Annotated in this window: 14 protein-coding genes; 11 read left to right on the top strand and 3 right to left on the bottom strand. The window is 67.4% G+C overall.

The genetic code is table 11. The features are described 5' to 3' along the window. Window positions 1–252 precede the first annotated feature (252 nt). The gene (locus ASE70_RS15560) at window positions 253–1602 is read right to left on the bottom strand and encodes a sigma-54-dependent transcriptional regulator (RefSeq protein WP_056506686.1); all 1350 of its coding nucleotides are present in this window, start codon (window positions 1600–1602) and stop codon (window positions 253–255) included. After that, window positions 1599–3341: a sensor histidine kinase gene (locus tag ASE70_RS15555; RefSeq protein ID WP_056506888.1), complete on the bottom strand. Its 1743-nt coding sequence runs from the start codon at window positions 3339–3341 to the stop codon at window positions 1599–1601. The genes ASE70_RS15560 and ASE70_RS15555 overlap by 4 nt, the downstream gene beginning before the upstream one ends. Before the next feature lie 162 nt (window positions 3342–3503). On the opposite strand from ASE70_RS15555, the gene ASE70_RS15550 reads away from it, so the two are divergent. Genes ASE70_RS15550 through ASE70_RS15530 form a run of 5 tightly spaced genes read left to right on the top strand, consistent with a single transcriptional unit; the run spans window position 3504 to window position 6500 of the window. Continuing rightward, entirely contained in the window at window positions 3504–3827 is a 324-nt protein-coding gene (locus ASE70_RS15550; RefSeq protein WP_056506684.1) for a hypothetical protein, read from the top strand. Window positions 3828–3841: 14 nt separating this feature from the next. Then, a complete protein-coding gene (locus ASE70_RS15545; protein WP_056506681.1) occupies window positions 3842–5110 on the top strand; it encodes an SDR family oxidoreductase in 1269 nt (422 codons plus the stop codon). Next, entirely contained in the window at window positions 5103–5576 is a 474-nt protein-coding gene (locus tag ASE70_RS15540) for a DUF2269 family protein (protein WP_056506679.1), read from the top strand. The genes ASE70_RS15545 and ASE70_RS15540 overlap by 8 nt, the downstream gene beginning before the upstream one ends. Further along, window positions 5570–6106, top strand: a complete 537-nt coding sequence (locus tag ASE70_RS15535; RefSeq protein ID WP_056394842.1) for a DUF4166 domain-containing protein — start codon at window positions 5570–5572, stop codon at window positions 6104–6106. The genes ASE70_RS15540 and ASE70_RS15535 overlap by 7 nt, the downstream gene beginning before the upstream one ends. Next, a complete protein-coding gene (locus ASE70_RS15530; protein WP_056394844.1) occupies window positions 6099–6500 on the top strand; it encodes a thiol-disulfide oxidoreductase DCC family protein in 402 nt (133 codons plus the stop codon). Before ASE70_RS15535 ends, ASE70_RS15530 begins: the two co-directional genes overlap by 8 nt. 168 nt (window positions 6501–6668) lie before the next feature. Here ASE70_RS15530 and rtcR read toward each other — a convergent pair whose 3' ends face one another. Then, the gene (gene rtcR, locus ASE70_RS15525) at window positions 6669–8255 is read right to left on the bottom strand and encodes an RNA repair transcriptional activator RtcR (RefSeq protein ID WP_056506675.1); all 1587 of its coding nucleotides are present in this window, start codon (window positions 8253–8255) and stop codon (window positions 6669–6671) included. A 337-nt stretch (window positions 8256–8592) separates the two neighbouring features. Between rtcR and ASE70_RS15520 the strand changes: the two genes are divergently transcribed. The 6 genes from ASE70_RS15520 to ASE70_RS15495 all read left to right on the top strand — a co-directional run bounded on the left by ASE70_RS15520 (window position 8593) and on the right by ASE70_RS15495 (window position 14213). Then, on the top strand, window positions 8593–10128 hold the full coding sequence (locus tag ASE70_RS15520; protein ID WP_056506672.1) for a vWA domain-containing protein: 1536 nt from the start codon (window positions 8593–8595) through the stop codon (window positions 10126–10128). Between the two features lie 408 nt (window positions 10129–10536). Further along, entirely contained in the window at window positions 10537–11763 is a 1227-nt protein-coding gene (locus tag ASE70_RS15515) for an RtcB family protein (protein WP_056506669.1), read from the top strand. A gap of 329 nt (window positions 11764–12092) precedes the next feature. Beyond that, window positions 12093–12347: a hypothetical protein gene (locus tag ASE70_RS15510; RefSeq protein WP_156356298.1), complete on the top strand. Its 255-nt coding sequence runs from the start codon at window positions 12093–12095 to the stop codon at window positions 12345–12347. An 18-nt stretch (window positions 12348–12365) separates the two neighbouring features. Beyond that, window positions 12366–13379: an RNA 3'-terminal phosphate cyclase gene (rtcA, locus tag ASE70_RS15505; protein ID WP_056394853.1), complete on the top strand. Its 1014-nt coding sequence runs from the start codon at window positions 12366–12368 to the stop codon at window positions 13377–13379. A gap of 150 nt (window positions 13380–13529) precedes the next feature. After that, window positions 13530–13850 carry a hypothetical protein gene (locus ASE70_RS15500; RefSeq protein ID WP_056394855.1) on the top strand — a complete coding sequence of 107 codons (321 nt, stop codon included), beginning with the start codon at window positions 13530–13532 and terminating at the stop codon, window positions 13848–13850. Between the two features lie 90 nt (window positions 13851–13940). Then, window positions 13941–14213 carry a hypothetical protein gene (locus ASE70_RS15495; protein ID WP_056394857.1) on the top strand — a complete coding sequence of 91 codons (273 nt, stop codon included), beginning with the start codon at window positions 13941–13943 and terminating at the stop codon, window positions 14211–14213. The last annotated feature ends 74 nt before the right edge of the window (window positions 14214–14287 follow it).

Genomic DNA, 14287 nt, shown 5'->3' with positions numbered 1-14287 from the left:
CGGGAGGTCGGCCATCGGAGCTGCGTAAGTCGACCCCAGTCGGTGCAGATAGTCCCCGATACTAGCCATCTAGAATGCCACCCCCCGCAGCGTGGTCTATTGGTGGCGTCGAAAACTGCGTTTGGCGTCAGCGAGAACAAATCCTGACCAGATGGTCGACCTTCTAACGAAGGACCAGCCGGTCGCGCGTCGATACCCCGTGGCAATGGCTGGGCGGAGCGAGACGGTACGGTTGGGGTCATTCGGCAGCGATCAGCGTAACCCCATCCGATCCATTTTCTTGAGCAGCCCGACGCGCGACAGGCCCAGTTCGCGGGCGGTATGGGTGTGGTTGTGTCCGGTACGCTGGAGCGCCTCGACGATACGGCGTCGCTCCAGCGCAGCGACTTCTTCTTCGAGGCTTTGCGGGGCGATGGCCGCGACGCTCTCCACGATCGACGGCGCGTCGCCGGCCGCGAAGGCGAGGTCGGCGGCGGTGACGACGATGCCCGCCGCGCTCGGGATCGCCAGGGCGGCGGCGCATTCGACGGCCGCGCGCAATTCGCGGACGTTGCCGGGCCATGCCCGCGCCGCCAGCCAATCGACCGCATCGGGCGAGAAGCCGGCCCGACCTTCGCTCGTCCGACGCAGGAACAGTCGTGCCAGCAGCGGGACATCCGTCGCTCGCTCGGCCAGCGACGGCGTGCGTAACACGACGCCTTTCAAACGGTAGAACAGGTCTTCGCGGAAACTGCCGTCGACCACCGCAGCGGTCAGGTCTCGATGCGTCGCGGCGACGACCCGCACGTCCGCCTCGCGCGGGGCGCGGGCACCGACCGGCTGGTAGCTGCCGTCGTTGAGGAAACGCAGCAGCTTGACCTGCATGGCGGCCGGCATCTCGCCGATCTCGTCGAGGAACAGCGTGCCGCCATGCGCGGTTTCGATCAGGCCGGGGCGGTCGGCGGCGGCACCGGTGAAGCTGCCCTTCAGGTGCCCGAAAAACTCGCTCTCCAGCAACTCGGCCGGGACCGCGCCGCAATGGATCGGCACCAGCGGCCGGGCGGCGCGGGGCGAGGCGGCGTGGATCGCGCGCGCGACCAGTTCCTTGCCGGTGCCACTCGGCCCCAGGATCAGCGCGGGGAGCCGGGTCGGCGCGACGCGACGGATCAGGTCGCGCAAGCCCGCCATCGCGGGCGAGGTGCCGACCAGCCCCATATCCTCCTCTGCCCCGGCCTGTACGCGCAGCGTGGCGACCTCGCGTGCGAGCCGCGCCCGTTCCAGCGCGCGGGCGACGACGATGCGGAGCAGATCGGGGTCGACCGGCTTGGCGAGGAAATCCCACGCGCCTGCCTCGACCGCCTTCAGCGCCAGCGCATGGTCGGCATGGCCGGTCATCACCACCACGGCCGCAGGCGCGAACGACGGGATCAGCGCCAGTCCGGCCGCCGGATCATGGTGCGGCGGCATGGCGAGGTCGAGCAGGACCAGATCGGCAGGTCTGGCCCTGAACGCTGCGACCGCAGCGTCGCCATCGCCGACGACCTCGACGTCATGGCCAAGCCCGCGCAGCCACGCGCCGGTCAGCCGCTGGAACGCGGGTTCGTCATCGGCGAGCAGGATCATCGGGACGCTCCGAAGGTAAGGCGGAAACAGGTCGACCAGCTGGGCCGCTCGGTCAGCGTAACGGTGCCGCCATGCGCCTCCATGATCCGGCGGACGATGGCGAGGCCAAGGCCGGTGCCGCCCGGACGGCGCGAGACGAAGGGGCGGAACAGGCTGTCGCGGATCTCGGGCGCGATGCCGGGGCCGTCGTCGCAGATGTCGATCGTGACCGGCGGCCCGGCCTCCACGACGATCGCGACGCGGGTGCCGAGCGCGCGGGCATTGTCGACGAGGTTGGTCAGCGCGCGCAGCAGCGCGTGACGATCCGCCGTCACCATCAGCCCATCGGGCACCTCCGCCTCTACGCCCAACGACGCGATAAGGTCGACCACGCGCAGCGGTTGCGGAACGATCGTCCATGCGCGGGCATAGTCGAGGATGTCGGTGACGAGATGGTTCATCCGCGCCACCTGCTCGCCGATCTCGCTGCGGACCTCAGGCGGGGCACCGGTCGCGGCCATCTGAACGATGCCGAGCGGGTTGCGCAAATCGTGCGCGACCGTCGCCGCCAGCGCGCCCAACTCGGCCAATCGCGCCTCGCGTTCGGCGTCGACCATGCGACGGGCGGTGGTCAGGCGACGGGCGCTTTCCGCCACCAGACCTGCGAAGCGTTCGGCGACGTGACGGGTGGCGGTCGGGGCGTCATCCCAACCTTGCAATGCAACCGTCTCGCCTGCGACGGCCAAGGTCGGACCGTCGACGGGCAAGTTAAGCCGCTGGCGCAGCAACCCGCGCGCAACGTCGCCCAGTGCAGCTTCGTCCGGCGCTTCCGCCAGCCGGTCGCGCCAGTCGGCCACGTCCGCCTCACTGATCCGGCCGCCGGGGAAGACGACGCGGTCGGCCAGCCGCTTGAGCGGGGTGAGGATGGCTAACCCTAGCGCCAGCGTCGCGGCCAACGCCGCCCACGTCGCGAATAACCCCGCCGGACGCCCCGCCAGCGTTAGCGGCAGCGACGCGATCAACGCGCTCGCCGCGCCTGCGCCGGCGACCAGCATCAGCCACACCAGCCCCCGCCGTGCCCATATATCCGCGGCCATGAACCGGTGCCGGACGATCCCATAGACCAGCGCGACCGAATAGAAGGGCAGCAGCAGGACCGGCCAAGGATAGGCATCGATCCCGATCGCCGGAAAGGCGAAGCCGGTCAGCGCGACCAGCCCGATCAGGCTGGACACGAACACCGCCCCCGCCTGCCGCCGATGCGCGCCGTCCTGTTCGCGCCACGTCTGCGCCAGCCGCACATGCCCGGCGACCGACAACAGTCCCGCCAGTCCCAGCACGCACCAGCCGACGACCGACGGCACGAACATCCCCGGAAAGCCGTGCCACGGCACCACCACCCCGACGCCGAAGACCAGCCCGACCAGCGCCGCGAACGCCGCGGTCGCATAGCCCGCAATCGCCACCTGCCGCACCATGCCGCACAGTGCGAAAGCGAAGGCCAGATGCAGAAACCCCGCCGCGGGCAGCGGCGACAGCGCGATCAGCGTCGCCGTCACCGGTGTCGCCGCCGGCCCCAGCAGCGCGGGCAGCATCTGCGCCACGCTCCAAAAGCCGACGCCGAGCAGAAACGCGGCGAGCAGGCTCGACCCCGGCACCGCCCGCGCGCGGAGCGCGACGAACAGCGCCAGCACCGCGCTGGCGATCGCGGTCAGTGACAGCGCACCGACATAGGCGAAGAGACCGACAGCTATATCCATCGTTGACAGCATAGCAGCTTGTTCCGTTCACGGCGTTGACAATTGCGCGCTCCCTTATGGACGGAAAGCCACGCATTTCCGCCATCCGTGGCAATTGGCATGCCATTCGCAAAGCGCCTTGCAGGCCGGGCGATCATCGTCCGGCATCGAAGGAGACCAACCATGTTGTTGCCCATCGCAGCCCTGCTCGTAACCTATGCGCTGACCGGCCTGATCGCGCTGCTGGCCGTCGTGACGCTCTGGCGACCGCTGTCGATCCTGCTCGCCGAACTATGCGGCACCGAGGAGCGCTCGCGCTTCTGGACGGTGTGGTCTACGGTGATGATGGTCGCGACGCCGATGCTGTTCGTGTCGTGGCGCGGCATCGCCACCGATCCGACCGAACTGGTCCAGGGGACGATGACCAGCGCGCTGGTCGGCGTGCTGATGGCGTTAATCGGGATGGGCTTTGCGGTGTGGAGCCGCACCCCCCGCGCTGCCGCTTGACGGGAGCAGAGGTGATGCATGTCCTGATCGTCGGTGCGGGCGGCTTTATCGGGCGGCACCTCGCCGCCCGGCTGGTGGCGGAGGGCGTCCGCGTCACCGCCGCCGGCCGGTCGCCCGATCGCCTGCGGCAACGCTTGCCGGGGGCGGCGGCGATCCGCTGTGACCTCGCCACCGACTGCGCGGACGACTGGCGCGAGCGGTTGGCGGGCGTCGACGCGGTGGTCAACTGCGCCGGGCTGTTCGGCGACGACCGGGGCTATGCGGATGTCCATGCCGGTGGACCGATCGCGTTGTTCGACGCCTGCCGCGCCGCCGGCGTTGGTCGCGTGCTCCAGATTTCCTCGCTGGGTGCGGTGGCCGATGCCGCGAGCGCCTATCACCGAAGCAAGGCCGCTGCCGACGATCATCTGGCGGCGATGGGAACCGCGATCGGTTGGGCGATCGTCCGCCCGTCGCTGGTGATCGGCCATGGCGGGCAGAGCAGCGCATTGTTCACCACGCTCGCCGCCTTGCCGGTCACACCGGATTTGGGTTCCGCCGATGGTCTGGTCCAGCCGATCCATGTCGACGATCTGGTCGAGATACTGGTTCGCCTGCTGCGCGCGCCGCTGCCACTGGCGGTGCGGATCGATGCGGTCGGCCCCGAGGCGATGACTACGGAAGGCGTGGTGACGATCCTGCGCGGCTGGCTCGGCCTTCCGGACACGATCCGGGTGGCGCTGCCGCGGTGGTGGATCGCCGCGGTCGCTCGACTTGGCATCGGACCGGTGACGAGGGAGGGAATGGCGATGTTGGCGGCGGGCAACACGGCCTGCGTCGAACCGCTTGTTGCCCTCACCGGACACCGGCCAGCGCCGATCGCGCAGGCCCTGGCCCGTCGTCCGGCGACCGGCAGCGATTTGCGGACGGCGCGGCTTGCACCCGTGGTACCAATCCTTGCCGTCGCGCTTGCATTGGTCTGGTTCGCTGGTGGGGCGGTGCCGTTGTTGGTCACCCCGTCCGCGACGAACCTGGCGTGGCTGGCGCGGGTCGGCCTGTCGGGCGGTGCGGCGACGACGGCCTTATGGGCCGGCGCGCTGGCCGACATCGCGATCGGAGCGGCGATCCTGTTGCGCATCCGTGGTGCCGCGCTCGCGGGGATCGGGTTGATGGCAACCTATACGCTGATCCTGACCCATATCGCGCCCGAACTCTGGGCCGATCCCTTCGGCGCGCTCGCCAAGAACATCGCTGTCCTTGCCCTGTCGCTTGCCGTCCATGCGCTGGAGATCCGTCATGGCTGACTATCTGCTGCTGAAGACCGTCCATATCCTCAGCTCGACGCTGTTGTTCGGCACCGGGCTGGGCACCGCGTTCCACGGCTGGATGGCGAACCGCTCGGGGGACGCGGGGGCGCGGCGGGTGGTCAACCGCAATGTCGTTCTCGCCGACTGGCTGTTCACGACCCCCGCCGTCATCGTCCAGCCGGTAACCGGCGTATGGCTGGCGCAGATCGCGGGCTTTCCGCTGACGACCGGCTGGCTGGCAGCGTCGATCGCACTGTACCTGATGGTCGGCGCGTGCTGGCTGCCGGTGGTCGGCATCCAGATCCGGATGCGCCGCATCGCCGACGCCACCCCGGCGGACCTGCCGTTGCCGGCGCGCTATTTCCAGCTGTCGCGGACGTGGTTCCTCCTTGGCTGGCCCGCGTTTATCGGGGTGCTCGTCATCTTTTGGCTGATGGTGACCAAACCGGAGATCGCATGGTGACCCAGCCTCTGTTCCGCCGTCTGCTCGGGTCCGCGATCGATGATCTGCCACCGGTTCTGCGGGAGGCGCACGACAGCCCGATCGACCAGTGCTGGCGCGGCATGGCGCAGGTCGAGGCAAATATGAACCCGCTGGCGCGCCTGCTCTGTCGCATGATGCGCTTGCCCGCTGCCGGGACCGGCATCCCGGTGACGGTCCGGTTCGAGCGGCGGGGCACCGCCGAACACTGGCACCGCGATTTCGCCGGACGCCGCTATCGCAGCACGCTTGTCGATCGCGACGGGTTGATGGTCGAACGGATGGGCATGGCGACCAACATCTTCCGGGTGTCGGTGCAGGACGGCGCGCTCCGGCTGGACCTGATCGGCTTTCGGTTTCTGGGTCTCCCGCTGCCGTCCGGTCTTCGCCCGCACTGCCACGCTCGCGAAACCGAAGACGACGGCCGATATGTTTTCGACGTGCCCGTCGACCTCTGGCCCTTCGGCCGGATCATCCGCTACACCGGCCGCATGGAGCGGAGCGATGACTGACGGCCCGATCATCCTGTTCGACGCGCAGTGCGTCCTGTGCTCCGCCAACGCCCGCTTCATTCTCCGCCACGATCGCCTGCACCGATTCCGGCTGGCCGCGATGCAGGGTGAGGCCGGAACGGCGCTGTTCCAAGCGCACGGCATCGATCCGACCGACCCCGACACCATCCTCGTCGTCGATGGCGATCACGTTCTGCGCGACAGCGATGCGGTCATCGCGATCTATACCGGGCTTGGCTGGCCGTGGCGGATTGCGGGAGCGGCAAGCCTGATACCGCGCGCGGTTCGCGACCGGATCTATCGATGGATCGCCCGCAACCGGTATCGGCTGTTCGGCCGGCGGTCGACATGCTGGCTGCCAGCGCCGGAACATGCCAGCCGGGTTCTGCCTTGACCGCATGATCCACGCCGCTTCCCAAAGACGAGACCGCAGTGGCCATACGGCCAAGCTGCGAGCCCGACCAAGCATGCCGTCGCGCCGCGGCAAAGGCGAGCAGCGCGGTTCTGTTCACGCCGCAGACGGACGCGACGTCCAGTACGCAGCGACGGACGACGAGGAAGCTTACCCGGCGATCTGCGTCCAGCTGAGGTCGAAGCGCGCGAGATATTTGCGCAGCCGGTCGGCGTCGTTGATCGAGCTGCGCTGGCGGCGCGAGGCGGCGAAGAGCGTGCGGCCGGCATCGGACAGCGAGCGGCTGGCGCGACAGGTGGCGACGACATGCGCCAGCTGGACCCGATCGAACGGGTCGAGCGTCTCGATCTGCGCGGGGGCGAGCAGCGTGGCAAGGTCGTCGCCCGCTTCCGTCCCGCCGCGCCACAGCCGTTTCAGCCGGGCGATCTCGGCGGCGACGCAATCGAGGTTGATGCGGCCTTCCGGGCTGAACGTGGCCATGCGGGTGACGCTGGCGGCGAGATCGCGGAAATTACCCGACCACGGCGCATCGGGGCCGGTGGCGAAGGTGAGATACCGCTCGCGCGCCTCCTTGTTGAACGCGATGCGGTCGCCCTCCCGCTCGGCGTGACGGTCGAGTTCATAGTCGAGATTGGGGGCGATGTCCTCGCGCCGTTGGGCAAGGCCGGGCAGCGTGAAGGTCCACAGATTGAGGCGCGCGTACAAATCGTCGCGGAAGCTTCCTTCGGCAACGCAGGTGGCGAGGTCGCGGTTGGTGCCGGCGATCAGCTGGAAATCGCTCTCCACCTCCTTGTCCGCGCCGACGGGAAGGAAGCGCTTGTCCTCGATCGCGCGCAGGATCATCGCCTGCTCGTCGAGGCCGAGTTCGCCGATCTCGTCGAGGAACAGGACGCCGGTATCGGCGGTGCGCAGCAGGCCCGCACGGTCGGCGGCCGCGCCGGTGAAGGCGCCCTTGCGGTGGCCGAACAGGGCGGACATCGCGCTATCGCCCTTCAGCGTTGCGCAATTCACCTCGACCAGCGGCCCCTTCACCTGTCGTTTGACGCGTTTCAGTTCGTAGATGCGCCGGGCAAGCTGGCTCTTGCCCGCACCGGTCGGCCCCATCAGCAACAGCGGCGCACGGCTCCGGACCGCCACCTGCTCGATCTCGTCTATCATCGCGTTGAAAGCGGCGTTGCGGGTGTCGATGCCTGATTTCAGGAAGCTGGTGCTCTCGGCACTGTCGGCGGCGAAGCGGGTCGCGATACTGTCGTACCGCGACAGGTCGAGGTCGATGACGTTCCACCGTCCTGCGGCCCCACCGACCCCGCGCTCCGGCTGAGTCTGAAGCAGACGGCCGGGCAGGAAATGCGCCTCGGTCAGCAGGAACAGGCAGATTTGTGCAACGTGCGTGCCGGTGGTGATGTGGATCAGATACTCCTCCGCCTCCGGGTCGAAGGAGTAGGCGCGGGCGAAGTCGAGCAGCTTGCCGTAGACTTCCTCGAAGTCCCAAGGATCGGCAAAGTCGAGGAGCTGCGGTTCGACCCGCGTCTCGGGCGACACCGAGGCGACGTCCTCGACGATATAGTCTGCCAGCCGCTGATGCTGCGTCCCGTGGATCAGGACCAGCCGATCGACGCGGAGATCCGCGTGCATCGTCAGTCCTACGGTCGGTCGCCATTTCGACCAGCGAGACGGGCCGAATTTGCTGGCGTCCAGCGTAGAACCGAGAAAGCCGATGACGACGGTAGGGCGCATCCCTATCCTGTAGGATAAGATGCGATCTCTGTCGATCGTAAAATGACTTGAAGCCTCAAAGATCGATCGCGCCACCAGATTCGAGTTAATCCTATAAGTATATGTAAAGCTGTAGAATTATAGCTTCGCAACGTGGTGATCCAAAACTGGCACGCCTTTCGCAATGTATCTTGCATCGGATCGCCTGTGATGGTCGGTCCGATACGCGGCAGGGGCGGTCGGAATGGGCCGACCGCCCCGAAGCGAACAGGGATTGGCTCGGTCTGCACGGAGCGCTCGCCTTGAGCGGGAGGTCGCAGGTTCTGCTGTCCTGACCGGTTTTGGAAGGAGTTGGACGATGGCCAACAAGGGATTGTTCGCGAGCGCGGTGGCAAGGCTGTTGCCGCGCACCGATACGGTGAACCGCGAAGGCGCGGCGGCCTATGCCTATGGCCCCGAGGCGAAGCTCGCGCAGCTTGCCGCGACCGGTACGCTGGCCGACAGCGTCTACGCAGGTGCCGACACGCATCTCGTCGAGGCGCTGACGGCAACGCGGGCCTGCGATCCGGCGTTCGTCGCCAGGGCCGCGGTCTATGCGCGGCGGTCGGGGGCGATGAAGGATATGCCGGCGCTGCTCGCCGCCTATCTGACGGTCGCGGACCGGGACCTCGCGGTGCCGGTGTTCGGCCGGGTCATCGACACCGGGCGCATGCTGCGCAGCTATGTGCAGATCCTGCGTTCCGGACAGGTCGGGCGGACGTCGCTCGGCTCGCGTCCGAAGCGGCTGGTGACGCAGTGGCTGGAAGGGGCATCGATGCGCGACCTGATGGCGGCGGCAACGGGCAACGACCCCAGCCTCGCCGACATCGTCCGCATGGTCCACCCGAAGCCTGCCGACGCGTCGCGGCGTGCCTTTTATGGCTGGCTGATCGGCAAGCCATACGACCTCACGGCTTTGCCAGTCGAGATCTCCGCCTTCGAGGCGTGGAAGCGCGATACGTCGCTGCCGCTGCCGCCGGTGCCGTTCGAATGGCTCACCGCCTTTCCGCTGACTGCGGAGCAATGGGGCGAGCTGGCGACGCGGATGGGGTGGCAGGCGCTGCGGATCAACCTCAACACGCTGGCGCGCAACGGCGCGTTCGGGGTGGCGGGGGTGACCGAGGCGGTGGCGACCCGACTGGCGCAGCCGGCGCCGGGGGTGTTGCCCTATCAATTGCTGGTTGCGCTGCGATCGGTGGGGGACGGGGTGCCGCTCGCGGCACAGGCAGCGTTGGAGACGGCGCTCGAAGCATCGCTGGTCAAGGTGCCGGTCGTCGCGGGCCATGTCGTGATTTGCCCCGACGTCTCGGGTTCGATGCAGTCGCCGGTCACCGGCTACCGCAAGGGCGCGACGACGGCGGTGCGGTGCGTCGACGTGGCGGCCCTGGTCGCCTCGGCGATGCTGCGGACCAACCGTCAGGCGCGCGTGCTGCCCTTCGAGGTCGACGTCGTCGATCTCGCGCTCGATCCGCATGCCCGTCTCGCCGTCAATGCGGCCAGACTGGCGGCGGTGGGTGGGGGCGGCACCATGGTGTCGGCACCACTCGCCCGGCTCAACCGGGAAGGCGCGAAGGTCGATCTGGTCGTCATCGTTTCCGACAATGAATCGTGGGTCGATGCGACGCGATACGGCGCGACGGCGACGATGCGCGAATGGGATCGGCTGAAGCGCCGCAACCCGAATGCGCGGCTCGTCTGCGTCGATATCCAGCCGCATGGGACCACCCAGGCGGCGGGGCGGCCGGAGATCCTGAATGTCGGGGGATTCTCCGACGCGGTGTTTGACACGATCGCGCGCTTTGCCGGTGGGGAAGTGCGCGACTGGGTCGAACTGGTCAACGAAACGGAGGTTTGAAGGAAGGCCGTGGCGAATGCCGGCGGGACTACATCCCACGACAGACCGGAGAGTAGAGCGCCCGGGCAACCGGGAGATGCGGGTTCAAATCCCGCCATGGGAGTGTAGCTCAAGGTCGCTCAACGTCTCGCCATTTCTCGTCGCCACGGCCCATTGCAACACGGCGAATGCCGACCGGACTACATGGACTGCTAATCCCCGTGTCGCGGGTTCGAATCCCGCTCCGGCTTCGGTCGGGTAGCTCAGCGGTAGAGCAGGAGACGTCCGGTCAATCCTCGTCGCCGTGACATATCAAGCTGGCGAATGCTGGCGGGACTACATCGGCACAGGTGGTTCGACTCCGCCCCGGGGCAACCCGGAAGTCTCGCCGATCCTCGTCGCCGGCGCTGAAATTCAAAGGAGGTCGCGATGACCGTAACGACGTACGAATATACCGACGTTCCCGGCGGCGTGCCGATCAAGAGCTGGACGCGCGGCGTGCCCGTCGAGGACGGTGCGCAGGCGCAGCTGGCCCGCGCGGCGCAGATGCCGTTCATCTTCAAGCATGTCGCCGCCATGCCCGACGTCCATATCGGCATCGGCGCGACGGTGGGGTCAGTGATCCCGACCAAGGGCGCGGTCATTCCGGCGGCGGTCGGCGTCGATATCGGCTGCGGCATGATGGCGGCGCGCACCTCGCTGATGGCAAGCGACCTGCCCGACCATCTGGAGGGGGTGCGCTCGGCGATCGAGCAGGCGGTGCCGCACGGGCGCAGCGTCGGCCGAAGCAAGCGCGACTATGGCAGCTGGGGCTCGCCCCCACCGGCGATCGTCGCGGCGTGGTCCACGCTCGTCCAGCGTTTCGACCGGCTGTGCGAAAAGCATCCGCGGCTCACGAACACGAACAACCTCGTGCATCTGGGGACGCTGGGCACCGGCAATCACTTCATCGAGCTATGCCTCGACGAAGCGGCGCGGGTGTGGGTGATGCTGCACTCGGGATCGCGCGGCGTCGGCAATGCGATCGGCACCTTCTTCATCGAACTGGCGAAGCAGGACATGCGCAAATGGCATCTGAACCTGCCCGACGAGGATCTGGCGTATTTCCCGGAAGGGACCGACCATTTCGACGATTATGTCGAGGCGGTCGGCTGGGCGCAGGATTATGCGGCGCTCAACCGGCGGATGATGATGACCAACGTCATCGCCGCCCTGCGCAAGGTTACGCCCAAGCCGTTCGAGGCGGAGCTGGAGGCGGTCAACTGCCACCACAATTATGTCACGCGCGAAAACCACTTTGGCGAGAATGTGCTGGTGACCCGCAAGGGCGCGGTGCGCGCGGCGAAGGGCGTGATGGGGATCATCCCCGGATCGATGGGCGCGAAGTCGTTCATCGTCCGCGGGCTGGGCAACCCGGACTCGTTCGACAGTTGCTCGCACGGCGCGGGTCGGGTGATGAGCCGGACGGCGGCCAAGAAGCTGGTGACGCTCGACGAACATATCGCCGACACGGCGGGCGTCGAATGCCGCAAGGACGAAGGCGTGATCGACGAGACACCCCGCGCCTACAAGCCGATCGAGGCGGTGATGGCGGCGCAGGCCGATCTGGTAGAGATCGTCCACACGTTGAAGCAGGTGGTGTGCGTCAAGGGGTGAAGACCAGTCGAGGCCCAATCGACCTTCGGCGGCAAGGTCCGTGAAGTTGCTACCATCCCTGGAAGGGAGGGGAATGGTCGAGCCGGTCCTTGAAGGTCGATTTCGCCTGATGCGTTGTGATGGGTGTAGGTATTATGGTGAAGGACTGGAAGCAGCGTGGCACCATATACCTGTGGGCATAGCTACCGGGCCGCGCCAGACATGCGGGCTGGCACGTCTCCGCCGATCCGCTCGGTAGCGCGTCGATCGTAGACCTGATCGATCGCTTGGCCCGAGAAGGGCGGGAAGCGCACCGCACTTTGCGCCTTTCGCACCCGACCGATGCGTTGGTGGCCGTTCCCGGTTTTGGCAGGGCAGCGCACAGCGCACCGCACCGGCTGCGCATCGCCTACGTTTCCGATGAACAAAAAATGGAGGTGGTGCCTGAAAGCGACTTGCTGATCCTGCGGCTGGGCGACGCCCGGCTGCGGGATTTGCGGGCCGCGTTCGTCGAAGTCGGAATTGGCTGCGGCGATTTCGCGCTGAAAGCTCGTGACACCACTGCGATTTGGTTTTGGTGGGCCGCCACTCCGGTAAATAATTGAATCGATGGTAACTGGGCTATGATCACGATCGATGGAGCAGAGGGCGAGGGCGGGGGACAGGTCGTACGCAATGCGTGCGCACTGTCGCTCGTCACCGGCGCGCCGGTCCGTATCAACAACGTCCGTGCCAAACGGTCGAAGCCGGGGCTGATGCGTCAGCATGTCACCGCGATCGAGGCGGCATGCGCGATCGGCAGCGCGACCTGCGAGGGGTTGGTCGTGGGGTCGTCCGAGCTGACCTTCCGTCCCGGCCGGGTAACGGCCGGCGACCATCGCTTTTCGGTCGGAACGGCGGGATCGACGGGGCTGGTGTTGCAGACGGTACTGATGCCGTTGCTGATCGCCGACGGTCCGTCGCGGCTGGTGCTGGAGGGTGGCACGCACAATATGCTGGCTCCGCCGTTCGAGTTCATCGACCGCTGCTTCCTGCCCATCGTCCGGCGGATGGGTGGACAGGTCGAGGCGCGGCTGATCCGGCACGGCTTCTACCCGCGCGGTGGCGGGCGGATCGAGGTGGATATCACCCCCGGCCCGCTCCAGCCGATCGAGTGCATGGCGCGGGGCGAAGGGCTGGGCGTGTCGGCCTGCGCCTTGTTCGCCGGGTTGCCGATTTCGATCGCCGAACGCGAGATCGCCATGGTCCGCAAGGCGTTCGACTGGTCGGAACGCGAATGCTTCATGCGGGAACTGCCGGTCGATCAGGGGCCGGGCAACATCCTGCTGCTGGAGGCGCGGTTCGAGTATGTCACCGAGATCGTCAGCGGCTTTGCGCGATTGGGCGTGACGGCAGAGCGGGTCGCCAAGACCGCCATCGGGCGGATGCGCGGCTATCTGGCATGCGACGCGTTTGCCGGGCCGTATCTTGCCGATCAACTGCTGTTGCCGCTGGCGCTGGCGGGCGGCGGTGCGTTCACCACCGTCAAGCCGAGCGAGCATGCCCGCACGGCGGCAACGGTGATCGAGCGTTTCCTCGGGCGGCGCATCCGGTTCGAACAGCAGGCGGGCGGTGCCCATGCGGTAACCATCGTCTGACGGTTTGCGGGCCTACCCCAGGACAGCCGTCGAACCCGCCGGGCTGTACGCGCATGGTCGCGAAGGCGGCGTCGGGACAGTGTCGATCGACGCTCTATGACAGTATCCGCGTCGGTGCCTCCGCGACGTTGCTGTGCTAGAGGCGCGGTCATGTCCAAATCCCGAATGAACGCCGGAACCGTGATCGTCGATGGCGTCGCATATGACTGGCACCTGCACAGCGAACCCCATCAGTCGGATGACGAGGGGTGGAAGGGCATGACGATCTCGCTCCTCCAGCAGGATGCCAAGCGCGAGGTGCTGGTCGAATTCCCCGCGCCCAAGCGGCTGCTGAAGGGGTTGCCGCGCGGTCGGCTCCAGCTGGACGACGCCATGATCGGGCGGTGCGTGCGCTCGGCCTTGTCGGCCGGTTGGGACCCGATGTCGCGCGGGAAGCCGGTGGTGGTCATGGTCGATGCCGAGGGCAATTGAGGCGCGCGGTGGCTGTCGGCGAGGATCGACAGTCAAGCAGCCGGAATTTGCCTTGTCAGCGGCGATGGCGCGAGCCACCCTTGGTACCGCATGACCATAGCACCCGTTTCCGACGAATATGCCCGCGGCCGACGCGATGGATTGCGCATGGCGCTGTCGATCCTCGAGGCGGAGGAAGCCAAATGGGAAGCGCGGCTGGGCGAAAGCCCGTCGGGGCGGACGAACGCGATGCGGGTGGTCCGCCACAAGGCGTATCAGGTCGCGCGCAAACGCGTGGAAACGGCGCTCCACCGACTGCTGCCGAAGTCGGAGGTCGCGCTGCCGAGCGAGATCGCCCAGCGGATCGATCAGGCCGGCCTGTAGATCGATCCGCTACGTTCCCAAGCGGGAAGGGCAGGGACGTGATGTTGTGCCGTGCGCCGGGCGTGCCTCGACGA

This window comes from Sphingomonas sp. Leaf22, from assembly GCF_001421715.1.
Lineage (GTDB): Bacteria > Pseudomonadota > Alphaproteobacteria > Sphingomonadales > Sphingomonadaceae > Sphingomonas.
The sequence above is the reverse complement of the archived record's forward strand: the minus strand, read 5'-3'. Positions and strand labels throughout refer to the sequence as shown.

Excerpts from the sequence above, each read along its gene's own strand:
- ASE70_RS15540 (WP_056506679.1), top strand. The coding sequence starts at position 5,103 with ATGGCTGACTATCTGCTGCTGAAGACCGTCCATATCCTCAGCTCGACG.
- ASE70_RS15520 (WP_056506672.1), top strand. The coding sequence starts at position 8,593 with ATGGCCAACAAGGGATTGTTCGCGAGCGCGGTGGCAAGGCTGTTGCCG.
- ASE70_RS15535 (WP_056394842.1), top strand. The coding sequence starts at position 5,570 with ATGGTGACCCAGCCTCTGTTCCGCCGTCTGCTCGGGTCCGCGATCGAT.
- ASE70_RS15560 (WP_056506686.1), bottom strand. The coding sequence starts at position 1,602 with ATGATCCTGCTCGCCGATGACGAACCCGCGTTCCAGCGGCTGACCGGC.
- ASE70_RS15495 (WP_056394857.1), top strand. The coding sequence starts at position 13,941 with ATGACCATAGCACCCGTTTCCGACGAATATGCCCGCGGCCGACGCGAT.
- ASE70_RS15555 (WP_056506888.1), bottom strand. The coding sequence starts at position 3,341 with ATGGATATAGCTGTCGGTCTCTTCGCCTATGTCGGTGCGCTGTCACTG.
- ASE70_RS15500 (WP_056394855.1), top strand. The coding sequence starts at position 13,530 with ATGTCCAAATCCCGAATGAACGCCGGAACCGTGATCGTCGATGGCGTC.
- ASE70_RS15550 (WP_056506684.1), top strand. The coding sequence starts at position 3,504 with ATGTTGTTGCCCATCGCAGCCCTGCTCGTAACCTATGCGCTGACCGGC.
- ASE70_RS15515 (WP_056506669.1), top strand. The coding sequence starts at position 10,537 with ATGACCGTAACGACGTACGAATATACCGACGTTCCCGGCGGCGTGCCG.
- rtcA (WP_056394853.1), top strand. The coding sequence starts at position 12,366 with ATGATCACGATCGATGGAGCAGAGGGCGAGGGCGGGGGACAGGTCGTA.
- rtcR (WP_056506675.1), bottom strand. The coding sequence starts at position 8,255 with ATGCGCCCTACCGTCGTCATCGGCTTTCTCGGTTCTACGCTGGACGCC.
- ASE70_RS15545 (WP_056506681.1), top strand. The coding sequence starts at position 3,842 with ATGCATGTCCTGATCGTCGGTGCGGGCGGCTTTATCGGGCGGCACCTC.
- ASE70_RS15530 (WP_056394844.1), top strand. The coding sequence starts at position 6,099 with ATGACTGACGGCCCGATCATCCTGTTCGACGCGCAGTGCGTCCTGTGC.